Here is a 24,509-nt window from a genome sequence, read left to right on the forward strand (position 1 = left end):
ATTAATTAATCCATTTGCGTGCATTGACGAACATGGACATCCACGGTGAGTATTCGGGCCAGTCTTCCGGGTGCCATGAATGCTGGACTGTACGAAATACCCGTTCCGGGTGCGGCATCAGGATGGTAAAGCGTCCATCGGTTGATGTCACGCCGGTGATACCCAATGGTGAACCGCTAGGATTAAGTGGGTAAATATCGGTTTGAGTTCCATGATGATCGACAAATTTCAGGGTAATGTAGCTTCCCGCCTTACGCTGCTGCGCGGAATTCTCAAAAACTGCACGCCCTTCACCGTGGGCGATGCTAATTGGCAGGCGGCTGCCTGTCATGCCGGTAAAAAACAGGGATGGACTCGGCTGGATGGCAACCATGACTGAGCGCGCCTCGAATTGTTCCGACTGGTTGCGCAGGAAAACCGGCCAGTGTTCCGTTCCAGGAATGATGGCGCGCAAATGGCTCATCATCTGGCAGCCATTGCATATCCCTAACGCGAACGTATCCGGTCTGGAAAAAAAGCCAGCAAACTCATCACGCGCACGCGCATTGAACAGAATCGAGTGCGCCCACCCCCTGCCGGCACCCAGCACATCTCCGTAGGAAAAACCGCCGCAGGCCACTATCCCTTTGAAATCCTGCAGGGAAATGTGTCCTGCGAGAATGTCACTCATATGCACGTCAACCGCGCGAAATCCTGCCTGATCAAAGGCAGCCGCCATTTCCACATAGCCGTTCACACCCTGCTCACGCAGGATGGCGACCGCTGGGCGCGTTGTCAGTACATTCACTGCAAACTCGTTGTCTTGCTCGGGGGTGAATGTCAAATGGGCATGCAGTCCGGGATCGTTGGCATCCAGAATACGGTCAAACGCCTGCTGTGCGCACAAAGGGTGATCACGCAGTTTCTGCATCTGATACGTTGTTTCCGACCAGGCGCGCTGCAGCGTGATCCAATTCTGCTGAAAGAGCTGTTTGTCACCATGTAGGAGGGTAATTTCATTCTGTGTGTTTGGGCTGGCCACCACATGGCTGAGATGTCCTAGGCCGAGGCTTGCCAGCAAAGTCATGACAGTACGATGATGTCCGGCTTCGATCTGGATGACTGCTCCCAGTTCCTCACTGAATAGTGTTGCCAGGACTGCTTCTTCGCTGGCGGTATCTATTAGAGTGTCCAAGGATACCGTGATTCCGCAATGCCCGGCAAATGCCATCTCGCACAGGGTGACGAACAGGCCGCCATCAGACCGGTCATGATAGGCGAGTAACAGTCCGCGAGCATTCAGCGTCTGGACGGCATCAAAAAATGATTTGAGCAGGCTGGGATGATCAAGATCAGGTGTTTCATTGCCTGTTTGGTTGTAGACCTGTAGCAGAGCGCTACCTCCCAAGCGGTTTTTCTGGTTGCCCAGATCAATCAGGATCAGTTCGGTCACACCTTTATCCGTGCGCAATTGCGGTGTCAGGGTTTTACGTATGTCACCCGTATTGGCAAAAGCCGAAATCACAAGTGACAACGGAGCAATGACCGCCTTATCAGCTCCATCCGGGTCACGCCATGCCGATTTCATCGACAGGGAATCCTTACCAACCGGAATACTGATTCCGAGTTGCGGACACAATTCCATTGCCGCAGCGTAAACTGCGTCAAACAGTTTTGCATCTTCACCGGGGTGGCCTGCCGCCGCCATCCAGTTGGCGGAAAAACGGACATGCTCCAGCTCGTCAATCGCAGCCGCGGCCAGGTTGGTTATGACCTCTCCGATTGCCATGCGCGCTGAGGCAGCCGCGTCGATCAGCGCGAGCGGCGCACGTTCACCGGTAGCAAAGGCTTCGCCACGATAGGTCTGAAAACCTGCGGCAGTCACGGCAACATCCGCAACGGGTATTTGCCATGGCCCAACCATCTGGTCGCGTGCCGTCAATCCGCCAACCGTGCGGTCGCCAATCGTGATCAGGAAAGTTTTGTCAGCAACTGCTGGCAACCGCAACACACGTTCCACCGCATTCCCGAGAGTGATGCCGATGTAATGGGCGGCCATTAACCGGGGTGGTATGTGTTGAACATCACGCACCATTTTGGGCGGCTTGCCCAGCAAGGTGGATAAAGGAATGTCTGCCGCGACAACAGAAGTTTGTGAATCGGTGACCATCAGATGCGGTTGTGCCAGTGCTTTGCCAACTACGGCATACGGGCAGCGTTCACGTGCGCAAATTGCGTCAAACAGGGGCAGGGATTCCGGATGAATAGCAATTACATAGCGTTCCTGTGCTTCGTTGCACCATATTTGTAAGGGGGACATTCCCGGCTCATCGGAAGGAATGGCGTGCAGATCGAACTGCCCACCACATTCTGCACCATGCACTAGTTCCGGCAGGGCATTGGATAATCCCCCCGCTCCCACATCGTGAATCGACAGAATGGGATTGGGCTGACCGCTACCCTCCAGCTGCCAGCAACGATCGATCACTTCTTGCGCGCGGCGCTGCATTTCGGCATTACCGCGCTGCACCGAGTCAAAATCGAGGCTGGTCTCGTTGCTGCCGGCATCCATGCTGGATGCGGCGCCGCCGCCAAGGCCGATTGCCATGCCCGGTCCGCCGAGCTGTATCAACAACACGCCTTCATTGAAACGTTGTTTCTGGGCATGTAACGCCGAAATCTGTCCGATTCCGCCGGCAAGCATGATCGGTTTGTGATAACCGCGCACTTCGTCGGCTACCACCATTTCAAAAGTGCGAAAAAAACCGGTGAGATTGGGGCGGCCAAATTCGTTATTGAAAGTGGCGCCACCGATTGGTCCGGTAAGCATAATTTCCAGCGCAGACGCAATGTGCGCTGGTCTGCCATAAGGTTGTTCATTAGTTCTCTGGGTAAATTCCCAAGGTTGCAGGGCATCCGGGATGCGCAGATTTGATACGCAAAATCCGCTCAACCCTGCCTTGGGCTTGGCGCCACGACCGGTTGCGCCTTCATCGCGTATTTCACCACCGACACCGGTTGCCGCACCGGGGTAGGGCGAGATTGCGGTCGGATGATTGTGTGTTTCCACTTTAATCAGCCAGTGCGTCAACTCGGTTGCATAACCATAGACACTATCCTGGCGAGGATAAAACCGCTTGATTTCTTCTCCTTCCAGAATCGCCGCGTTATCTTCGTAAGCCAGAATAGTACGAGCGGGATGGGAGGCATGGGTATGCCGGATCATCGCAAAAAGGGAATGGGGCTGCGGCTTGCCATCGATAATCCATTCCGCATTGAAAATCTTGTGTCGGCAGTGTTCGGAATTGGCCTGGGCGAACATCATCAGCTCGACATCGGTCGGGTTGCGCTGTATCTGGGTAAAATAGTCGAACAGATAGGCGATCTCATCATCGGACAGTGCAAGCCCCATTTTTTTATTGGCGTCAATCAGCGCCGAGGCGCCTTGATCCAGAATGAGGATATGATTGAGTGCGTCGGGAGTGTCGTGCTGGAACAGCTTGGGAATGTCGGCAAACGCGCGCAATACCGATTCGGTCATGCGGTCATGCAGGCAGGCCTCCACCTGCTGGCGATCACTCGCAGATAGCGTTGATGATAACTGTAGATGAAAAACGATGCCGCGTTCCAGGCGCGTGATGGCCGCCAGGTTACAATGATGCGCGATATCAGTTGCGCGAGATGACCACGGTGATATTGTACCCGTGCGCGGCACGACCAGACACCAACTGTCGTCTTGCGCTAATGGGGCAGGTGAATGAACCGCTTCTAGCAGTTGCGCTAAATGGACAAGCTCGCTACTGGTTAATTCTTGTTGTACCTGGCAGAAATACCAGTATTGCGCGGCAATGGCGCGAATTTGCGGTACGATTGTCTGGATATTTTCCAGCAGTTTTTGGGAACGAAAAGCCGATAGCGCGGTGCGCCCACGAAATTGCATCATGGAGAATTTGACTGCCGAAGAAAAAAGTACGATTTTACACGAGTAGACCTTTCAACTGATGAATACCCGCCCCGTTTATACGACTGCGCAGATACGCGAAATTGAATTCCGGGTTTTGCATGCGCCTAATCCGCCGGCCTTGATGGAAATAGCCGGACTGGCTGCGGCTGGCATTGCCCGGGACCGATTGCTTGCTCAGGATAAAGATCGGGTACTGGTGCTGGCCGGACCAGGTAACAATGGCGGCGATGCTTTTGTTGTGGCACGACATTTAAAAGCCTGGGGGATGAAAGTGACGCTGGCATTCACCGGGGAAGCCGAAAAACTGCCACAGGATGCACGATGCGCCATGCAGCGATGGCATGAGGCAGGCGGCACTTTCGAAACAGTCTTTCCGACGGACAAGCATGCTGCCCAGCAATGGGATGCAGTCATTGACGGCCTGTTTGGCATTGGTCTCGATACCGCTCGCCTGTTACCGGAGCGGTATCGTGAAGTCATCCGCTACGTGAATAGCTTGAACGTGCCGGTTCTGGCGCTGGACATTCCTTCCGGACTGACGAGTGATACAGGTGAGGTACAGGATATCTGCATTCATGCAGCCTTCACAGCTACCTTCATCGCCCTCAAACCGGGTTTGTTGACAAACGACGGCCGTAATTACTGCGGAGAAATTTTGGTCTGTAATCTAGGATTGCAGTCTGATACATTGATAACGGCACAATCCTGGTTACTGGATCACCAGCATATTAAAACCTGTCTGCCCACTCCACGGCTTGCCAACAGTCACAAGGGAACGTTTGGCAGCATCGGCATTCTGGGAGGGGCAACCGGCATAGTTGGCGCGGCCGTGCTTGCTGGTCGTGCTGCACTCAATCTCGGGGCAGGGCGCGTGTATCTTGGATTGCTCGCGGATGCCGATCATGTGCCAGTGATCGATTATGGCCAGCCGGAACTGATGCTGCGTAGCCCCCGCGAATTGTTAAGACAGGTGGAGCTGCTTGATTGTCTGGTAATTGGCCCAGGCCTGGGGAACGAAATTGCAGCCTGCGACTTCCTGCAACAAGCACTGCACAGCGATCTGCCGCTGGTGCTTGATGCCGATGCGCTCAACCTGATTGCCCGCCATGAAGAATTAAACAAAGCCTTAAAGCGCCGTCAGGCTCCCGGTGTACTGACACCCCATCCTGCAGAAGCGGCACGCTTGCTACATGTGACAAAGGATGACATACAGCAAAACCGGCCGAGAGCCGCGTGTGAGCTTGCTAAAAAATTCAATTGTCCGCTGGTCCTGAAAGGTGCTGGCAGCATCTGCGCTTATCCGGATGGCAGCCACTACTTCAGTCCAACCGGCAACCCCGGTCTGAGCACCGCTGGTACAGGTGATGTGCTGTCCGGTTTTCTCGGTGCTTTACTGGCGCAGAAGCTCACGGTAGAAAAAGCATTGCTATTGTCGGTTTATCTGCATGGTGCTGCAGCAGACAGACTGCTCGATCAGATGGGCGGGCCACTCGGCATGACTGCATCCGAAATCATTCCGTCTGCGCGAAGTTTGTTGAATTACTGGATATATGACGGCAGTCAGGGAAGCATAAAGATCAACAATCAGGAAGAGCGCTGAGAAAGACGAGCTATGAGTCAGACAGGCTCGAAAAGACCGCGAACCTTGCGGGTGACAATCGCTAGAGCAACGTAACGCTTGAAGCCATCGATGCCATGATCCAGACATTTGCCGAGACTGGCATTTCCAGAGCGTTAATGGCCGATTCTACTGTCGAGTGTGCGCGACGAGTTTGGGTAAAAGCTTCAGCGTGCTCCACGGCTTGATGCTCCTGGGATAGTTTACTTTTTTGGAGTAGCGTGATCTGGTCGAGTTTGGCGGGCAGCATGCCGGCAATAACCTTCGATTTCAGCTTCAGAAGTCGCTCAGTGGGGGGTGGCGATCAGTCCGGGCAAGGTGGCCTGAATCTTGCCCAGATGCCGTTGTGTCTGTTCGATATAGGCTCGATGCGCTTGAATAGTTGGTACCTGGTTCTTCGGCGTCTTGCACCGTTTTCTGTTTTGCATTTCACGCAGTAGTCGTTTCAGTTGACGCGGGTTGTAGCAATATTGCTGTCAGTGGCTCAATTGCCGGTTTTCGTACCATTGCTCGGTCAAAATAATCGCTTTGCGCATGGCATCCCACAACAGGTCAATATCGCTTGGAAATTGCGCATTGGTTTCAACCACAAAGGTACCCACCTTTACTCGAATGAAGTTTGTTTTTGAGAATACCGTTCTCAAAATTTTATACGAAGTTCGGGGTGATTATTCTTAGAAAGTGATCAAAATCGCTTGATAGCGTCAATCTGGATTGATCCTTCGGGATCTTCAACACTATCGATCGGGTGCTAACCGTTGTTCCGCTGGAGGGTTTTCTGGCAGGCATTAGATAATATTTAGCGATTCCGCTCTAGTACTACGAAATGGAATTCTGGCGCGGCATCTGAGCTGTCGTGGTGAATCTCACGGGAGAGCTCATGCCATTCATCGCAATTGAATATCGGAAAGAAAGTATCACCCGTAAACGACTGTTGGATTTCAGTCAGATAGAGCCGCTGACATAACGGCAAACTTTCTTGATAGACCTGTGCACCACCAATAACGAAAAGGGAGCGTGGGTCATTTGCGAACTGGTCGAGCACATCATGAATCGATCCGGCTATGACAACGCCGGGTAGTATTAAATCTGGCTGGCGGGTAAGCACGACATTGGTGCGACCTGGCAATGGTCGGCCAATCGATTCAAATGTACGGCGCCCCATCACTACAATATGTCCGAGGGTTAGGGACTTGAAATGTTTTAGGTCTTCTGGCAAATGCCAAGGCAGGGTGTTGTTGATGCCGATTACCCGGTTAGCTGCAACGGCAGCCAGAATTGCCAGGTGAGGGGATATCATACGGCAACCGGTGCCGGAATGGCAGGATGGGGATCATAATGGTGCAGTGTGAAGTCATCGAATCTGAAATCAAAGACATTACTTATATCCGGATTAAGTGCCATGACAGGTAATGTCTTCGGTTTACGACGAAGCTGTTCGTGTGCCTGGTCGAGATGGTTCAGGTATAAATGGGCATCGCCAAAGGTATGGATGAATTCGCCAAGCCGCAACCCACAGCATTGCGCGACCATCATGGTGAGTAGTGAGTAGGAGGCGATATTGAACGGTATGCCGAGAAATATATCTGCGCTGCGTTGATAAAGCTGGCAGGAGAGCTTACCATCCACCACATAAAACTGGAATAAAACATGGCAGGGAGCCAGCCGCATTTTATCCAGATCACCGACATTCCACGTACAAACCAGCAGACGGCGAGAATTCGGGTTTTTCTTTATCTGTTCGATGACTTGTGAAATCTGATCTATAGATGCGCCATTGGAAGTGGTCCATGAACGCCACTGATGACCATAAACCGGCCCCAGTTCGCCGCTTTCATCTGCCCATTCATCCCAAATGGAGACACCATTCTGCTTGAGATAGCGAATATTGGTTTCACCGCGCAGGAACCAAAGCAACTCATGAATGATCGATCGCACATGGCATTTCTTGGTGGTGACAAGCGGAAACCCCACTGCCAGATCAAAACGCATCTGATAGCCAAAGACTGACAAAGTGCCGGTTCCAGTTCGGTCATCTTTTTTGCGACCATTCGTTAGTACGTGGCGCATCAAATCCTGATATTGAAGCATGATTAATCCTGACCCTTAGGAGAGATGACTATAATACAAGATTTGATTTATCTCATTCCCTAATCAACTCAACTCTTTTCGGATAAGTACTATCCATTGGAAAATGCATGCTTGCAACACTGATACAACACGATGAAACTATCGACGACACCGTTAAACTGACACATTTACTGGTCGTGCTGCCAAAATCTGACAAGATTCAGAAGAAATACCAACTCCCCGGTGAACCAATCCTGCATGATTTACTGGCGCGTCGCCACAAACCACTGAGTAGTATCAGTGAGAAAGCAGTATCAGCCAATTTGACAAATGGAGCGTTATGTACCTGGGTAATGATTGACCCGAATCAATCTGTCTTCGAGCAGCAAACCATCATGCGTCATGCTTGGCAATTATTGCTCGATGAAAATCCGTCCGAGATCCACATCGCCGTTTATGGGCTGGCCTCCCAAAAACGACAGTTGGCAGAGTTGGCGGTGTCAATTGGTTGGATTAATGGCGCAGATTTACCCGTGCGTAAGCGTAAGCCAGAGAAAAAACCCCTTGAACACATGCATCTCTATGGGTTTGCAGATGCGGATGCATTTTTTATTCAGCGGGCACAGGCGGAAGGAAATTTTTTGGCAAGGGGATTGACGGTATTGCCGCCCAACGAACTGACACCGGGCGCCTATCGCGAACAAATTAAAAAACTTGCTGCCAGTGAGAGCTGGCAATATGAGGAATATACGCTTGATCAACTACGTCAGCTAGGAGCAGGAGCTTTTATAGCAGTCGCACAAGGCAGCCATGTGCAGGATGCGGCGATTGTTCATTTACGCAGAAGAATCGACAAAGAACGATCTGAAAAAACCATAGCGTTGGTTGGCAAGGGTATTTGTTTTGATACCGGCGGACATAATCTTAAACCAGCTAAATACATGTATGGCATGCATGAAGATATGAACGGTTCTGCAGTGGCGTTGGGTGTATTGCTGGCGGCAACTCGCTCTGATCTGCCGATTAATATCGATTGCTGGCTTGCCATTGCCCAGAATCATATTAGCCCGCAGGCATTCAAGCAGAATGATGTAATTACCGCCTTGAATGGTACGACCATTGAAATTATGCATACCGATGCAGAAGGGCGATTGATTCTAGCGGATACGCTGGCACTGGCTGCGAAGGAAAAACCCGACCTGATTATCGACTACGCGACGCTGACTGGTAGTCTGATCACCGCCCTGGGTTCACGTTACAGTGGCATTTTTACCAATCGTGATTACTTAGCACAAAATGCGGTAATAGTTGGTCAAGCCAGCGGAGAGCGGGTTTGTGTTTTTCCAATCGATAAAGACTATGAAACTGATCTTGAGAGTAAAATCGCCGACATCAAGCAGTGCATGATAGAAGGTGACTATGATCATATCCTCGCAGCCTGTTTTCTGCGTCATTTTGTTGAGGATATACCTTGGATACACCTGGACCTATCCGCTTGTAATCATAAGGATGGACTCGGCGCAGTCAGCACCGATGTGACCGGTTTTGGCGTTATCTGGTCACTACATTTCCTTAGGGAGATACTGTCCATTCTGGACAAACAATCTGGCAACACGCTTTAGTAACTCTCATCAGGAAATTATTTTTACAAGGAAACCGTGATGAAAGAGGAAATCAAGCAAAGACTACAGGCAACCGAAACTTGGAAACGTGCACTATTTATGCTGCTCTTCTTTTTTATACAGGGGGTAGTGAAGTTTCTGGTTGTCGCGGTATCTTTATTTCAGTTCGGTGCTGTTGCTGTCACAGGTCAGACGAATAAACATCTGCTCTGGCTAGGCCGTCAGTTGGCAGTATATGAATATCAGATCATTTGTTTTCTGACGTTCAATAGCGAACTGAGACCTTTCCCATTCTCGACCTGGCCAGGTGATCTGCTAGAGCCACAGGAAAACCTCAATCAGAACGATCAGTCGGCACCTTAATAGGCTGAATATGTTTGTATATTCTGACTTGCCGCATGACGCTGCTGGCCGTTAAAGCCGGCAAGACTGGTTTCGGAAATCCTGCTTCAGCAAATGCCTCAATTACCCAGGTGTTGCAGTTTTTGAGCAGATGATAGTTACCGAAAGCCGCGTAAAAAGCACTATCGGCATATAAACCCTGGCCTAATTGGATGATATCTCCTTGCCTGTCCCGGGTAAAAGTGCGGCTAATAAATCCCAGTATTAACCGTAAATGGCTTAAAGAGATTGGTACGCTTTCAACGCTGTCAGACCGAAAATAAGACATTGGATGACGAGGAATACTGGCGACATGCATGACTGATTTGGTTGGAAGGAATAATGCTTTGATTGCCAAAAATACCGAAAACGAATTTGCCTGATAAAAATTCCGATCACCCCAGCCAAATTCTATGAATTGGATGTCTTCTATTGCAAGCTGTAGTCGTGGCAAAATTTCCGTGGCCGAATCGGCATCAATCACGATACCGGTATGCAAGCCGTGGTTAACAATATAAATCGTTCGTTTCCCGAAGTCAGCATCGTCCAGTGCGAGAGCTGAAAAAGAAACGCAGCCGCTGCAAAGAAAACAGGATACTAACAAGCTGATAATTCGGCATGAGATTCGAAAGACGCATCTATAAAATATCATCATTGGGAGTGATAACTTAGGCCGACACTCTCTTTTACCAAGAAGCAGATTATTCAAATCGAAGGAAAATAGAGGCAGACCACTATTTCACAATGGTCTGTAGCTCCGCTTCTTCATTGATCGCCATGCTTCGCATAATGTTAGATTGATGGTATATTAGCCAGCTTTCAAAGCTTTGGCCAATAGACGATGGCTTGGCAATGATAATAACTGGAATTAGCCAATTTACAGGAAGGAGACCGGAAGGAAACATTACTTTATGACAACTGTTAAACTTAAGGAAAACGAACCATTTGAAGTCGCCATGCGACGTTTTAAGCGTACGATTGAAAAAACCGGATTACTTACTGATTTGCGCGCGCGCGAGTTTTATGAGAAACCAACAGCAGTACGTAAGCGCAAACATGCAGCAGCAGTTAAAAGAACCTACAAACGACTGCGAAGCCAGATGCTCCCAGAAAAATTATATTGATTTTATGCTGCATTTGCATCTATATCGTAAACTGATGCACTCATTCTATTTCCGTCATGAGTTTAAAACAACAAATTGCTGACGATATGAAAGCCGCGATGCGTGCAGGCGATAAACAGCGCCGTGATACGCTACGTTTATTACAGGCCGCATTGAAACAACGCGAGGTCGACGAGCGCATTGAGCTTGATGATGTGGCAGTAATTGCAGTCTTAGAGAAGATGCTCAAGCAGCGCTTGGAGTCTATCAAACATTACGTGACCGCAGGCCGTAACGAGCTGGTGGCGATTGAGGAAGCGGAGATCACAGTATTGCAGCAATATATGCCTCAAGCATTGAGCGAGAACGAGCTTGAAGCGATTATTAAAGACGCCATTGCTGCTATTGAAGACACTTCGCCCGGAAAAATGGGAAAAGTGATGGCATTTCTCAAGCCTAAGTTAGCCGGACGGGCGGATATGGCCAAGGTGTCGGCTCTTGTGAAGTCGCTGGTAGCAAACTGAGCAGCTTCATCAGCTATTGTAGGCAGATTCGACAACAGCCGCATCCTGTTACTATACTTGGGATGCACCAGGTACTTATGGTATCCAATGAATGGTTGCGCAATCGTTTATTCAGGAGTTGCTGAACAGGGTTGATATCGTTGATGTCATCACGCGCCATCTTCCGCTGAAGAAGAAAGGGGTGAATTTTACTGCCTGCTGCCCGTTTCATGATGAAAAAACACCATCATTTTCCGTCAGCCAATCCAAGCAATTTTATCATTGTTTTGGGTGCGGCAAGCACGGGAATGCCATTGACTTTCTGAGAGAATACAGCGGCTTGAGTTTTATCGAGGCGGTTGAGACCATAGCGGCTGATGCGGGGTTGTCACTTCCTCCCCATGAAATTCAAAAAACTGCTCAATTTCATGGTAATCAAGCAACTGCAAGCAGCCCAGAGACCCAAAATGATACGGTTTTGTCGTCTGTAAACTTGTACGCCTGTATAGATGTCGCTGCAAAATACTATCGTGTACAACTTAAGCAATCCCCAAAAGCCATCGCCTATTTACAGAAGCGCGGCATTACCGGTCAAACTGCAAAGCAATTTGGTATTGGATATGCTCCTGATGGTTGGCAGAATTTAGCCGCAGTTTTTACAGATTATCACTCAGACAGCCTTGGACATCCGCTAGCCGAAGCCGGATTAGTCATTGCTCAGGAAGGGAAAAAAATATACGATCGTTTTCGTGACAGAATCATGTTCCCCATTCTTAACCATAAAAGAAAAGTCGTGGGGTTCGGTGGGCGCGTTCTGGATAATGGTGAACCCAAATACCTCAATTCACCAGAAACTCCTCTTTTTATCAAGAGTCGAGAGCTTTATAACCTGCCATCAGCCAGTCTGGCCGCTCGTAAGGCAGGTCGCATTCTCGTTGTTGAAGGTTATCTGGATGTGATCATGCTCGCACAATGTGGAATAGCATATGCCGTAGCAACGCTTGGCACTGCTACGACGAGCTTGCATATTCAGAAATTATTGCGTTATACGGATGAAGTCATTTTCTGCTTTGATGGAGATAAAGCCGGCTCTAAAGCCGCCTGGCGCGCGCTGGAAACCAGTTTGCCGCAGCTCAAGGATGGAAAAAATATCAAATTTCTGTTTCTCCCGGATGGAGAGGATCCAGATAGCTATATTCGTCAGCATGGTCAAAAAAAATTCGAGAATTTACTTGAGCAAGCCACGCCCCTATCACTTTTTTTATGCAATGAATTATCTCGGAAGATAAATCTGGAAACGGATGAGGGCTGTACCCGGTTGATTAAAGATGCTGAGCCGTTGTTGTCACAAATTAACGCCAATGCACCTATTCTTGCTTTTATGATTAAAAAACGATTAGCGGAACTGGCTCGCATAGATCAAAATTATCCGCCTGGGTTTCTGAAATTCGGTCAGAAAAAAAATATTCTCGGTCGACCTTCCCACCTGACTCGCCCTTTATCTGTTACGCCTTGCCGTCGCCTGATACAAATTTTGCTGCATAATCCGGGGTATGTTAAAAGACTAGACCGAGAGCTGCTTGATATGGGCAATTCCAAAAGTGAGGAAATGAGACTTTTAATTGCCTTGGCGGATTTTTTAAATGAATGGGATGTCATAAAAAATATGTTCACCAAAGAGGCAGTCGTATTGCATTTCGATCAAACTCCTTATCGAGCATTATTGCGAAATATTGTTCAGGATACGCCCATCATGGAAGCCGACTGGGATATCGAAGCTGAATTTGTCGGTGGATTGACAAAATTACGTGAAATACAGCGTAAGCTTAGGATGACAGAATTACACGCAAAACCGCTCAATCTGCTTACGCCTCAGGAAAAACAGGAGTTGCAACGGTTAGCTATCTCCTGAACGGATAAACTGGCCGCGCAATGATGCCATATAGTTTTGGCAATTAGGCATAAAGAAGAAAATTTGGTTATAATGAAAAGCTTTTGTATTCGCTTTATGAGTCATATTTTTCATAGGATCCGTCAAAAATGACAAAGCCAAAAACACCAGCCTCTGTTAAAAAAAATACCACCAGCAAAGAATCTGTAATGGCGCCGAAAATCGATTCTAAAGGCGGGGACAAACTTCTGAAAAGGGAGCCTAAAGCAAATAAAACCGAGTTATCTGGCGGAACTCGGTATTCCGAAAAGAAGATAACAGCTGACAACAATAATACCATGGCTCCAGAAATAGATGATAGGCAGCAAATGAATAAATCTACTCGTCAAGCTGACTTACTTAAAAAACCCACTTCTTCAGAAAAAATCAAAATTCAGAAAAAAAGTAAGAATACCATCTTGAACAAGAACCCAGTTGAGTTTGCAAGTGACGTACTGCTCACATCAGAAGATGAGAATGTCGAAGTACGAAGGATGCGGTTGAAAAAGCTGATTGTGCAAGGCAAGGAGCGGGGTTATTTGACTTATGCCGAAATCAATGATCATCTGCCGGATGATATGCTCGACGCAGATCAGATTGAAAGTATTATTAGCATGATCAATGATATGGGCATTACCGTCCACGATGAGGCACCTGATGCTGAAGCGTTGCTTATGTCAGATGCCAGCACCACCGTTACCGATGATGATGTGGTCGAAGAAGCAGAGGCCGCGCTTTCCAGTGTCGATTCCGAGTTTGGGCGAACAACAGATCCGGTGCGTATGTATATGCGGGAAATGGGCTCTGTTGAATTATTGACGCGAGAAAGTGAAATCGAAATTGCTAAGCGCATCGAAGACGGGTTGCGGCACATGATCCAGGCGATTTCGGCTTGCCCGGCTATCATTGAAAAGATATTGATGCTGGCAACTGATGTAGAAGAAGGTCGCTTGCGCGTGGATGAACTGGTTGATGGTTTCCTTGACGATAGAGACGAAGATCTTCTGGCCAAAGATATATCAACCGAATCACTGAATCAAGGTTTTGATGATGAAGATGATGATGAAGATGATGAAGAGAAACAAATAAAGGCAGAAAATGCTAATTTGCTTAAACTGAGAAATGAAGTTCTGGAGTGTTTTGCTGTTATACGCAAAGCTTATGATGATATGAAAAAAATCATCGCCAAAAAAGGTAATTGCAAGGACAAAGAATATGAGTTACTCCAGGAGAGAATTTCCAGCGAATTGATGGGAATGCGTTTTTCAGCGAAAATGGTCGAAAAACTGTGTGACACTCAACGAAATATTGTCAATGATATTCGCAATTGTGAGCGAAAAATTCAGGATCTATGTGTGACACGCACCGGAATGCCGCGTTCTTACTTTATCAAGACTTTTGTGGGCAACGAAACTAATATAGGTTGGATCGACGCAGAGATCAGTTCAAATAAACCCTATAGTCAGTCTTTAGAACACTACCGCCCAACCATCATAGAACAACAGCAGAACATGCTGAATATTCAGAAGCAAGCATTTATTCCTATCAAGGAGTTGAAAGAAATCAATCGCCGGATGACCACCGGTGAGGCCAAAGCGCGACGCGCTAAACGGGAAATGACGGAAGCCAATTTAAGGTTGGTTATTTCGATTGCTAAGAAATACACTAATCGCGGCCTACAATTCCTGGATCTTATTCAAGAGGGCAACATCGGATTGATGAAAGCTGTCGATAAATTTGAATATCGTAGAGGCTACAAATTTTCCACCTATGCAACCTGGTGGATAAGACAAGCAATCACGCGTTCAATTGCTGATCAGGCACGTACTATTCGCATTCCTGTGCATATGATTGAAACTATTAATAAGATGAATCGTATTTCTCGGCAAATACTTCAGGAAACGGGGCAGGAGCCAGATCCGGCCCTATTGGCTGAGAAAATGGAAATGCCGGAAGACAAGATACGTAAAATTCTCAAGATTTCGAAAGAACCTATATCGATGGAGACGCCTATTGGCGATGATGAAGATTCTCATCTGGGTGACTTCATTGAAGATGCCGCCACGATGGAACCCGGAGATGCAGCAGTTTATACAGGTCTGAGAAATGTTACCAAGGATGTGCTGGATTCTCTGACACCAAGAGAGGCCAAGGTACTACGCATGCGTTTTGGGATAGAAATGAATACTGACCATACTCTGGAAGAAGTTGGCAGGCAGTTTGATGTTACACGCGAACGCATCCGTCAGATCGAAGCTAAAGCACTTCGTAAATTAAGGCATCCAGCAAGATCGGATCGTCTGCGTAGCTTCCTTGACAATAATAACAACTAATTTCCTCTGCAGGTTGATAATGGGCGGTGCTAGAAATTGCAGTGATATAATAAGCTGCAATTTCTAGTGTCGCTAAAACATAGTTTGAAGCAACTTACGTCTAACAGGGTCTGTAGCTCAGTTGGTTAGAGCAGGGGACTCATAATCCCTTGGTCGCTGGTTCGAGTCCAGCCAGACCCACCAAATTATTCAAGGACTTGGGTGCAATATACTGAGTCCTTAAATTTCCTCTCTGGTCCATTTCTGGTCGGTTTGGAGAGTAAAATCTCTCCCGGTGTAGAAATAGGTATTAGGAGAGAAATTAATTGACCAGACAGTGGTGTTGGTTGATAGTCCTGCTGTTAATCTGTTTGTCATTGGTCCCAAGTTAATTAACGACGTGTGGCGATGCAGGCCTTTTTCATTTGAAGTCCGTCCAGACAATACTTGTCTTCAATAAATCTCCTTTGGCTGGTTTGAACGTCGACTGAACAATAAATAATTTGAATTAAACAATCCGCATAGGAAAAACATGGACTGGAATGTATATCTCTCTGGTGAAATACATACTGACTGGAGACAGCGGTTAAAAGAGGGTTGTGAAGCGAACAATCTGCCTGTTGTATTCACCTCTGCTGTCACAGATCATGAAGCGAGCGATGCCGCAGGTGACTTGCTGGGTAAAGAAGATAGCAAGTATTGGCGCGATCACAAATCAGCGAAAGTTAATGCGATCAGAACCAAAACATTGATTGAAAACTGCGATGTCGCTGTAGTGCGTTTCGGCGACAAGTATAAACAGTGGAATGCAGCTTTTGATGCTGGCTTTTGTGCTGCATTGGGCACACCCTACATTACCCTTCATGACGAGGAAATTATACATCCCCTCAAGGAACTTGATGCTGCGGCAATGGCATGGGCCAAGACGCCAGAGCAAGTTGTAGAAATACTAAAATATGTAATGACCAAAGCATAAGGCCTGGAGGGTGTCCTAGATTTTGTGTAAATGGTGGTTAATATTGCCTGGGTGTTCTTTCGTTAAACTGAATAGTAAACCTGTTTAGTGCAGGTTTCCAATTTCTTATTGACCTAGACCATCTTTTGACTATATTGCTGAGCGCCAAATAGAACAATTTGATCACGGCGTCATCGTTAGGAAACGATCCCCGGATTTTGCTGACTTTGCGTAGACTCATATTGACTGATTCAATCGTATTGGTTGTATAAATGATGCGCTGCCAATTATTGCGCCAAGATAGGGCAATTGGTGGATAAGGCTTGTTCCATTTATCTTCAAAGTCTGCTAGCGCTTGCTCAGCCTCATCAATTGTGGCGGCGCTGTAGATCAAGCGTAAATCAGCAGCTACTTCCTTGCGTTTATTCCATCCGACGTAGTTGAGGCTGTTACGCACCATGTGCACGATACAGAGTTGTACAATGGCATATGGATAGACCGTTTCAATCGCTTCAGGGAAGCCTTTTAAACCATCAATGCAGGCGATAAAGAATATCCTGCACGCCACGGTTCTTGAGTTCAGTGACAACGCTGAGCCAGAATTTGGCACCCTCGGTCTGAGCAATCCATAGGCCCAGGATTTCTTTATGGCCTTCCATATTAATGCTGATTGCCAGGTAAATTGCTTTGGCACGAACGCTACCAGCGTCACGAACTTTGGCATGGATGCAATCGAGATAGATTACAGGATACACCGAATCGAGAGGCCGAGATTGCCATTGCTTTACTTCATCCATCACGCCGTCAGTGACCGTAGAAATAAGCGTAGGCGACACTTCCGCGCCATACATTTCGGTGAGGTGTTGTTGGATTTCACGCACTGTCATGCCACGGGCATACAGCGAGAGGATCTTGTCATCAAACCCCGCCCAGCAGGTTTGATGCTTAGAAATCATTCGCGGCTCGAAACTGCCTTCGCGGTCACGGGGGATCTCGATGGGTAATTCACCGAATTCACCTTTCAGGGTCTTATGACTTTTACCATTTCTGGCATTGCCAGTGGGGTTGGTTACAGTTTCGTGCTTATCGTGACCAAGATGCTCGGTTATCTCTGCTTGTAGGGCACGTTCAACCAGCGCTTTGGTGAGTTGCTTGAGAAGACCATTCTCACCGATTAAATCTTCTGGCTTTTTGTAATCGGCCAACAGGCTATCAATTAAGTCGGTCGGTAGGGATTTGTGTGTAGTCATCTTTACTCCAAAAGTAAATAAGCAGTTTCCTGCTAAATGACCATTTACACAAAATTATTTACACCCCCCACATCTATCCAAGTTATTTATTTTTCATGTATTTCCATCTCCCCGCGGCTATCAATTTATTCTTAAGTCCGGGTAATGGAAAATCGAGCGCATATGCTCTTTGTGCATAATTATTGGCTTTCTCATAATTTTTTTGTTTGAAATGTAATAACCCTAGATTGTAGAGTGCAGTTGCGTTGTCTGGCTCAAGATTAACGGCGATATCGAGTTGTTCAATGGCTTCTTTATTCCGTCCTTGTTGCAAGAGATAACCACCGTAGATTGAGCGAACCTTAGCATCAGTCGCGTTCATGCGTATCGCCCGGTCAAAATAGCACTCTACCGGATATTTCAGTCCATGAAAGCGTGTCGATTTATCCCGGATTGATAATCTCACCAGAGAAACCAGTGCACGATGATGGTTTGGCCAAGCGTGCAGTGTGTAATTTAAATCGCCAGCAATGCTACCTGATTGACCCTTTATAAGATTTTCGACGTCGTATGTAAAGTGAAAGGATTCCACTACAGTCAGCTGCTCTTGCAAGCTATGCCGATTGATATAATCAAACGGGCCGTATCCCCCTTTAAGCTCACCGCAATACAGAGCCCCAGAGCGGGCAGCTATTGCCAAGGTTGAAGTTGCTGGCGATACGCCTAGTGTAATGAGTATAAGCAAGTATCCGATTAACCTTTTCATGGCGACTCCTAATAATTTGCTTGACAGATTAATTGCATGACAAAGAAATAGTATTCAGCAAGCCGGCCAATTCTCCAGTAGTAGATATCCTTGAATTTGCAAGTATTTTATCTGCGGACGCTACTGGTGCACGACCTTCCCGCAACAAAACCAGAAAATTCCTGAGTGCCAGCTGAATGGCTTCTGATGAATCCAGCGGTGCCAGTGTGTTGATACCTATATTCTGAAGTTTCTGTGCAGTATCACCCGCCGGGTCGGTCAATGCTAATATCGGTCGTTGAGCACGCAGGTATTCATACAGTTTAGCGGGTATTTGATTATTGCAATTAGCGGCTTGCAGTAACAGCAACCCATCTACAGCAAGCATTTCTGACAATGCTTGCTTGTAGGGAATGGCTGGGGCAAGCGAAACAATCTGACTAATTCCAAAACGGTCAATCAGAGATTGCAGGTAGGTTTCATGATGTGATGCACGCAGGATAATACTCAGATTGTCTGCATTGATTTTCCCTTGTTTGAGCAAAGTTGCCACCGCTTCGAATAAGTGGGTGGGGTCACGCTCGGATGGATAAATGATGCCGCTATGCAGTAACACAATTTTCCTGGAATCAGCCGTAACAGGCTTTGTCGGCAGCGGTAGTGCAGCAAAACTGGTTTCATCAAAGCCATTTTCGATTAACTGAAACCGCGAAACAGGAATGGCAGGAAATCTTGTTTGGTAATCTCGTAGTGTACCTGGTGTAGTAAAAACAGCCGCAGCACAGTGCATTATCGTCTTATTCTCTATCCATTGATAAGCACGATAGGTAGATGGATCACGCGGATAATCCGACTGCACCATTGGATCCCTGAAATCAGCTACCCAGGGAATGTTTGTGAGGCGACTCAGGGTCAATCCAATCAGGTGAGCCGTCGCAATAGGATAAGTTGACCAGATCACGTCTGGCTGATATCGCTTGATCAAGCGCAGCCCTGCTGGAACAGCACCCAGCCACCAGCTCACCCATCTATCCGGCAAGGCCAGCATGCGCGGGTAACGCCCCATGATAGCTAGATGTCTGGCTGTATCCAACGCAAAAGAATGATGTACTCGTACTTGACTTGAAATATCTGCCAGCTGGCTTTCGTCGATTTGCTGATAGGCACGAGGATGGGCGCTGAGCACAATCGGTTCCCAATCATGATCAGGCAGATATTGCGAGAAGCGGAGTGTACGCTGGATTCCGCTGCTACCACCCAGCGGGGGAAAATGATAGGCAATCATCAACACGCGTTTTACCATGATCGCAACCAGTTTTCAGTTAATTTCACCACCTGGTCGCGCCATTCACGAGTAGAAAATGTATGATTAGCCGCTGCCAGATGTGACAGTTTCACTTGTTTGGCTTTGAATGTATTCTGCCAATCGTTTGAGTTATTTGCTAGATCGAGAAACTCGCGTGCGGTCATATCCTTACCACTGGTAATAATTAAAGTTTTGCCATGAAAATGCTTCAGGCTGTCAAGCATACGCTCCGGTAGAGGCAATTTGCCACAGGGAATGCCGACATTCTCCGATTTGGATGGGGTATTGCTGACAAGGAACAGACTTTTGGTCATTGCATAAAGTGAACGGAGCGAAGCAATTGGATCAAATTGTCCGCTAACCAGTTTCTTCCAGAATTCGACCTGAAATAGTCGTGTCAGATAGTGATGGCGCAGATATGCTTTCGCGATCCCTTGCTCGGTCCGCACCCATGGATTCAGCAATACCAGTCCGCTGATGCGAGTATCCTGTTGAGCATAAAACATGGCTGCAGAAGCGGCGTCACACAACCCCCAGATCACCACATCCTGTAAGAACGGACACTCCTTGAGAAAAAAATCAACCGCACTGGTAATATCTTCATCCACTTCTTCAAAGCTGCGCATTTCGCCTTCGCTGTCTCCCATGCCACGAAAATCAAGACGTAGACACGCAATATTCTGCCGCGCTAAATCACGGGCGAGTAACACAAACTGGCGATGGCTACCTGCACGATACTGCGGTCCACCAACTGCAACCAGCACGCCACGCGTGCATGGTGCGTCCGGCAGGCTCAGGACACCATAAAGCCAGCACGACCCACAACGAATACGCACCGCCTGTTCACGGTAACTCATGATTCTGAAGGGGAAAAAAGATCGGTTGTCGCGATAATCAATTCGGGGCACTCGCTGATTTCCTGTGTCGCCCAGAATGGCAAGCCAGCTAGCAAGTTAACTTTGACATTAACTCCCGCCCGTTGCCATGCTTTAAACACTACCTTACCTGCTGGAGACTGTTCGCGCCCTGTTTGCGGAACAATTTCAAACCAATGAATTGTTTGATTGACAATTGCTAGTTGATTGATTTTCAGGCTATCAATAGCAGCAGCCAAAGCTGGCGCAAGTGTATAGCCTGCTATTTCCAGGGAATGCCCGGCATGAAGTTGTTCGCGTAACTGTTTAACATTAGATGTCACACTGCTGTCCGCGGCAATCAATTCGTTCCCCAGTTGCAAACGTAAAAACTGGGTTAAAAAGGATTGCCCATTAAGAACTGGTTGCCACAGAATAAATTGAATAAAATCCTGTGTGGCCTCCCTTGCATAATCCAGCGCCAACAATGCGCCTAGCCGCAGCCCCCAGATATGGATCGAAATAAAGCCCTGTTGTATCAGCCATTGTCTCGCGCAAGCAATATCCTGTTTCCATATTTCCCAGTCAGCATCTGCAAAATCCCCTTCACTGTCTCCACAGCCACACAGATCGATCTGCAACACCCCTAACCCTGCTGCAGCGAAAGCTCGTGATTGCAACGCCGCCATACGCCGAGATTTGTTCATTTCTTCAGCAAAAGAATGGATATAAAGAACGGCGTCACCCCGGAAAAACGGTTTAGCGGGTTGATGATATAAGCAAAAACGCTTTCCTTGAAAAGTATCTAGAAAAAAAGGATCAGCAGGAGGGCTCTCCATAAGACTATACTGATTATCCCGCGAGCTTCTGCTCGACGAATTGCGCTAGACTGCCCAATGTTTCAAAGGTCTGGGCGCTGATTTCATCATCATCCACCGAAAAATCGTAGTAATCTTCCAGTGCAGTAATCACATTTACTACTGCCATTGAGTCCAACTCAGGCAGATTGCCGAGCAAAATTGAATCTTCCTTGAGTGTCTGCGCCCTGTCGCCCAGACTGAGCACATCACCTAATATATTTCTGACTTCTTCCAGATGTTGCATGGTTACTCCACAAAAATGACCATTTACTACAAAACGGGCATTTTAACCTAGCGAGATACTTATTGAGGACAATTGCAGAAAGGTAATTCTGAGTGAATTACCGAACAGAATCTCGGCGCTGTCATGCTAAGAAAGTAATCAATCGATTTTAACCCGCTATTTCAAGGCTGACACGTGCTCTGCCTTGTTTCAAAAATCGAATTCTTGCGCAGCTTGACGAATCAGATCGATGATATTTCAGTTTTTTGTCGCCATTCTGCCATTTATTTTGGCAGTCTCGCTACAGTTGTTTTCAGATTGACCACCTTTATCTCTGTGCTGAAAGGCAATTTCTTGTGAGCGAAAATTAGTTGATTTTGTTCAAAAATTTTACCACTAACATTCTTTCTCTCTTGGAATTCGTCGCTGAAATGAGCAGCCGTTCCCGTTTCGGCCAAGACCCCGTTGGAAAAAAATCAGGAAAACAACCAGCGCGTGCCAGACCTGATTGTGTTCAGGCTTTCCGTACCAGGCGCCTCTTTAAAAAATTTAATAATACGTAGCTTCAAGTTTCCTTTTACAACAACAGCCCTATCATATTGTGTATAAGAAAACTGCTGAAAAGTTCCTAGTGGGACAGCATACGGTATCAACGTTTCCTGTGAACGCACCCGCCTGCCAATATTTTTTCGCGATTCTGTGATACCGGATATTCGCCTCGATGACCTGCAAATAAGAAAAACTCAATTCGCGTTAAGTAAGGACAGAACAAGCTCCGAGAGCCGGAGCGATTAATGATTCGAGCGATGCGCTGGTGAGAGCTGGCCGGTCAAGGGTGCGGAACGGCCGAGATAAGAATTCAGGTACTTGGTTGCGACCTCATGAAATCTCCTCACCCACTGTTTGAGTCGGTTGTCGTAGATGGTTGGAACGCTGGGGTGAGCACAACTCGCCAGTCGCTAAACTCCAGGCCGCTCTCAGACGAGAGAATCAGTTTCAACGTTTAATGCAGACATAGCCTTAATAAGGATACCGCGCAGATCAACAATATGAAAAAAATACAAGCAGGGCTAATCGAATAGCGCTATCAATGTCTTACTATTCGATCAATCACTTTGACAAGAAAATCGCTAATGTTGATTCTGGTAAAACAGGTTGTCGTAAGAGGCTTAAGAGTACCTCTAAAAATTCATATTTCGTCACAACACTGCGGCGCTCATAAAAAATGTTTGTTTATATATCAAGCACATGTTAAGAAAATATTTTTTACTCATACTCTTGCGGTAACCAGTGCTCTCTTTTTTCCTCGAAGACATGGATTCTTCTCAAAGTACATAATGAAACTCAAACTGCTTGGATTCTTTTGCTGCATGTTCTTTACCTTGAGCACATCAGCAGAGCTCACTACCGCCAACACAATTGTTAAAGCAATAGAAAATTTTGTTGCACAGGAAACCCGTAATCTTCCGGGTGATATCATCATTAAATCTGGTGTACCCAATTCCCGTCTGACGCGCCAACCATGTGAACACCTTGAAACATTCTTGCCTGCAGGTGCAAGAATGTGGGGAAAATTCTCGGTTGGGGTTCGTTGCCACGGAGTAAATGGCTGGATACTTTATGTGCCGGTTGAAATAGCTGTCATTACGCAAACTGTGCATGCTGCGCACACAATTTCCACCGGTAAGCTCCTGCTTGAACAGGACATGATTATGAAGGAAGTTGATCTGACCCGCTTCTCACGGGATGTACTTCTTGATCCCCGGCAAGCGGTCGGAAAAATGACTGCTACATCTCTCGCCGCCGGTCAACCCATCCGTCAGATTCAGCTGCGCGCCCCGCACGTCATCACACGTGGCCAGAAAGTACAGCTAATAGTGACAGGGACCGGTTTTAGCGTCAGTACCGAGGGCAGCGCCTTGACAGATGCAGCAGCAGGTGAATTGGTACAAGTACGCAATTCCGCAGGGCGCGTGATCAGTGGTCTTGCGCATCAGGACGGCCGTGTTGAAATCAGGCAGTAAAATCAGTCCGACATCCTTCCGCATATGAACAGATAAATTCTATCAGCGACAAATAGTTGAGGCGCACTGCGCGCCGGCAAAATACGGACAAGAGAAACGGGGGTATACCACGATTTATCCAGCCAAAATCGTGGTTTGTCGCTTGTTTTGCTTGTGTTGGCGTAGCTGTCCAGCATTCCCACTTATTTTTTCCACTGTTTTAGTGATTGAATGAAAGCCGATATTACCGGTAGTAGTTCATCGATACCGTTCTTGGGCCAGGCGGGTAGTTTGGTGAGGGTGTCTGCAAGCCATGCGGCGGGGTCTAGGCCGTGCATGGCCGCGGCGCGTTAACCGGCGCGCTCTGATTCGGTAAACAGCCAGTTCTTTTTGCCGCTTGCGGTCTGGCTGCGGGTTTTGCCCCCATTCGGATCGAGTTGCACCACCGGTGTTTCATCCACATGCAGCGTGCTGCCCTGCAATAAGTGCCAGGCCAGACCACTTGTCTGCCAGTCACAGATATGCTTTTGTTGATGTTTTTGCAATGCCATTGGGTATCCTTCAGTAAAGAAACGGGTAACGAAAAGGATGGCAATGCGGAAAATCATGATTCCGCAGAGGGGAGGACTGGACGGTTACCCAGCCTCTACCAGCCAGGCACTTATACTTTCTGAAAATCCTTTCCAACCATGGTAGAAACCGGATCGCCCAACGGCTCGCTGTAGAATGATCTACAGATACGCCACGCTCCTCCATCATCTCTTCCAGGTGCGGACAACTTGACGGATACGCTGCGTACCAGCGGATGCAAGCCAGAATTATATCAACCGGAAACGGCATCCTTTTAACAAT

The 24,509-nt window shown here is 47.6% G+C and carries 22 protein-coding genes, 1 tRNA gene and 2 pseudogenes; 11 read left to right on the forward strand and 14 right to left on the reverse strand.

The features are described 5' to 3' along the window. Position 1 precedes the first annotated feature (1 nt). On the reverse strand, positions 2-3,922 hold the full coding sequence (purL, locus tag NSMM_RS07105; RefSeq protein WP_090286038.1) for a phosphoribosylformylglycinamidine synthase: 3,921 nt from the start codon (positions 3,920-3,922) through the stop codon (positions 2-4). A 58-nt stretch (positions 3,923-3,980) separates the two neighbouring features. On the opposite strand from purL, the gene NSMM_RS07110 reads away from it, so the two are divergent. Beyond that, on the forward strand, positions 3,981-5,543 hold the full coding sequence (locus NSMM_RS07110) for an NAD(P)H-hydrate dehydratase (RefSeq protein ID WP_090286040.1): 1,563 nt from the start codon (positions 3,981-3,983) through the stop codon (positions 5,541-5,543). 61 nt (positions 5,544-5,604) lie between these two features. Here NSMM_RS07110 and NSMM_RS07115 read toward each other — a convergent pair whose 3' ends face one another. Then, on the reverse strand, positions 5,605-5,811 hold the full coding sequence (locus tag NSMM_RS07115) for a hypothetical protein (RefSeq protein ID WP_090286041.1): 207 nt from the start codon (positions 5,809-5,811) through the stop codon (positions 5,605-5,607). On the opposite strand from NSMM_RS07115, the gene NSMM_RS17035 reads away from it, so the two are divergent. After that, entirely contained in the window at positions 5,783-6,001 is a 219-nt protein-coding gene (locus NSMM_RS17035; protein ID WP_425412357.1) for a hypothetical protein, read from the forward strand. The two genes, NSMM_RS07115 and NSMM_RS17035, sit on opposite strands and share 29 nt — an antisense overlap. Positions 6,002-6,037: 36 nt before the next feature. Here the strand turns inward: NSMM_RS17035 and NSMM_RS16040 are convergent, their stop codons facing one another. From NSMM_RS16040 to NSMM_RS07130, 3 genes are all read right to left on the reverse strand, one after another. After that, on the reverse strand, positions 6,038-6,205 hold the full coding sequence (locus NSMM_RS16040; RefSeq protein ID WP_218121036.1) for a hypothetical protein: 168 nt from the start codon (positions 6,203-6,205) through the stop codon (positions 6,038-6,040). Between the two features lie 155 nt (positions 6,206-6,360). Further along, entirely contained in the window at positions 6,361-6,861 is a 501-nt protein-coding gene (locus tag NSMM_RS07125) for a dihydrofolate reductase (RefSeq protein WP_090286045.1), read from the reverse strand. Continuing rightward, a complete protein-coding gene (locus NSMM_RS07130) occupies positions 6,858-7,652 on the reverse strand; it encodes a thymidylate synthase (protein ID WP_090286047.1) in 795 nt (264 codons plus the stop codon). Before NSMM_RS07130 ends, NSMM_RS07125 begins: the two co-directional genes overlap by 4 nt. 107 nt (positions 7,653-7,759) lie before the next feature. Between NSMM_RS07130 and NSMM_RS07135 the strand changes: the two genes are divergently transcribed. Both NSMM_RS07135 and NSMM_RS07140 read left to right on the forward strand, forming a co-directional pair. After that, on the forward strand, positions 7,760-9,253 hold the full coding sequence (locus tag NSMM_RS07135; protein ID WP_090286049.1) for a M17 family metallopeptidase: 1,494 nt from the start codon (positions 7,760-7,762) through the stop codon (positions 9,251-9,253). Between the two features lie 39 nt (positions 9,254-9,292). Beyond that, the gene (locus NSMM_RS07140; RefSeq protein ID WP_090286051.1) at positions 9,293-9,616 is read left to right on the forward strand and encodes a DUF4389 domain-containing protein; all 324 of its coding nucleotides are present in this window, start codon (positions 9,293-9,295) and stop codon (positions 9,614-9,616) included. Here the strand turns inward: NSMM_RS07140 and NSMM_RS07145 are convergent. Next, complete coding sequence (locus NSMM_RS07145) at positions 9,588-10,238, reverse strand: DUF2459 domain-containing protein (RefSeq protein WP_176753886.1); 651 nt, start codon at positions 10,236-10,238, stop codon at positions 9,588-9,590. The two genes, NSMM_RS07140 and NSMM_RS07145, sit on opposite strands and share 29 nt — an antisense overlap. A 307-nt stretch (positions 10,239-10,545) precedes the next feature. Between NSMM_RS07145 and rpsU the strand changes: the two genes are divergently transcribed. From rpsU to NSMM_RS07175, 6 genes are all read left to right on the forward strand, one after another. Beyond that, a complete protein-coding gene (gene rpsU / locus NSMM_RS07150; RefSeq protein ID WP_090286054.1) occupies positions 10,546-10,758 on the forward strand; it encodes a 30S ribosomal protein S21 in 213 nt (70 codons plus the stop codon). Positions 10,759-10,814: 56 nt separating this feature from the next. After that, positions 10,815-11,261: a GatB/YqeY domain-containing protein gene (locus tag NSMM_RS07155; protein ID WP_090286057.1), complete on the forward strand. Its 447-nt coding sequence runs from the start codon at positions 10,815-10,817 to the stop codon at positions 11,259-11,261. A 91-nt stretch (positions 11,262-11,352) separates the two neighbouring features. Further along, positions 11,353-13,152, forward strand: coding sequence for a DNA primase (gene dnaG / locus NSMM_RS07160; RefSeq protein WP_090286059.1), 1,800 nt, complete (start codon positions 11,353-11,355; stop codon positions 13,150-13,152). Between the two features lie 128 nt (positions 13,153-13,280). Then, the gene (rpoD, locus tag NSMM_RS07165) at positions 13,281-15,503 is read left to right on the forward strand and encodes an RNA polymerase sigma factor RpoD (protein ID WP_281200899.1); all 2,223 of its coding nucleotides are present in this window, start codon (positions 13,281-13,283) and stop codon (positions 15,501-15,503) included. Positions 15,504-15,609: 106 nt separating this feature from the next. Further along, a tRNA-Ile gene (locus NSMM_RS07170) sits at positions 15,610-15,686 on the forward strand. Between the two features lie 328 nt (positions 15,687-16,014). Further along, positions 16,015-16,458 carry a YtoQ family protein gene (locus tag NSMM_RS07175; RefSeq protein WP_090286061.1) on the forward strand — a complete coding sequence of 148 codons (444 nt, stop codon included), beginning with the start codon at positions 16,015-16,017 and terminating at the stop codon, positions 16,456-16,458. Between the two features lie 37 nt (positions 16,459-16,495). On the opposite strand, the pseudogene NSMM_RS07180 reads toward NSMM_RS07175, so the two are convergent. The 7 genes and pseudogenes from NSMM_RS07180 to NSMM_RS16045 form a co-directional block, all read right to left on the reverse strand. Continuing rightward, positions 16,496-17,687: pseudogene (locus tag NSMM_RS07180) on the reverse strand (IS256 family transposase). Positions 17,688-17,769: 82 nt separating this feature from the next. Then, positions 17,770-18,432: a tetratricopeptide repeat protein gene (locus NSMM_RS07185; RefSeq protein ID WP_090286063.1), complete on the reverse strand. Its 663-nt coding sequence runs from the start codon at positions 18,430-18,432 to the stop codon at positions 17,770-17,772. A gap of 28 nt (positions 18,433-18,460) precedes the next feature. After that, complete coding sequence (locus NSMM_RS07190; RefSeq protein ID WP_245654719.1) at positions 18,461-19,714, reverse strand: glycosyltransferase; 1,254 nt, start codon at positions 19,712-19,714, stop codon at positions 18,461-18,463. Continuing rightward, positions 19,708-20,574: a hydrolase 1, exosortase A system-associated gene (locus NSMM_RS07195; protein WP_090286065.1), complete on the reverse strand. Its 867-nt coding sequence runs from the start codon at positions 20,572-20,574 to the stop codon at positions 19,708-19,710. Before NSMM_RS07195 ends, NSMM_RS07190 begins: the two co-directional genes overlap by 7 nt. Next, positions 20,571-21,410: a hydrolase 2, exosortase A system-associated gene (locus NSMM_RS07200; RefSeq protein ID WP_090286068.1), complete on the reverse strand. Its 840-nt coding sequence runs from the start codon at positions 21,408-21,410 to the stop codon at positions 20,571-20,573. Before NSMM_RS07200 ends, NSMM_RS07195 begins: the two co-directional genes overlap by 4 nt. Before the next feature lie 13 nt (positions 21,411-21,423). Continuing rightward, entirely contained in the window at positions 21,424-21,675 is a 252-nt protein-coding gene (locus NSMM_RS07205) for an acyl carrier protein (protein WP_090286070.1), read from the reverse strand. Positions 21,676-21,938: 263 nt separating this feature from the next. Continuing rightward, on the reverse strand, positions 21,939-22,112 hold the full coding sequence (locus tag NSMM_RS16045) for an RlpA-like double-psi beta-barrel domain-containing protein (protein ID WP_218121037.1): 174 nt from the start codon (positions 22,110-22,112) through the stop codon (positions 21,939-21,941). An 879-nt stretch (positions 22,113-22,991) separates the two neighbouring features. On the opposite strand from NSMM_RS16045, the gene flgA reads away from it, so the two are divergent. Then, positions 22,992-23,678, forward strand: coding sequence for a flagellar basal body P-ring formation chaperone FlgA (flgA, locus tag NSMM_RS07210; RefSeq protein ID WP_090286072.1), 687 nt, complete (start codon positions 22,992-22,994; stop codon positions 23,676-23,678). Positions 23,679-23,860: 182 nt separating this feature from the next. On the opposite strand, the pseudogene NSMM_RS07215 reads toward flgA, so the two are convergent. Beyond that, positions 23,861-24,058: pseudogene (locus NSMM_RS07215) on the reverse strand (transposase domain-containing protein); the annotation flags it as partial. Positions 24,059-24,509 lie beyond the last annotated feature (451 nt).

Source organism: Nitrosomonas mobilis, from assembly GCF_900103035.1.
GTDB classification, from domain to species: domain Bacteria; phylum Pseudomonadota; class Gammaproteobacteria; order Burkholderiales; family Nitrosomonadaceae; genus Nitrosomonas; species Nitrosomonas mobilis.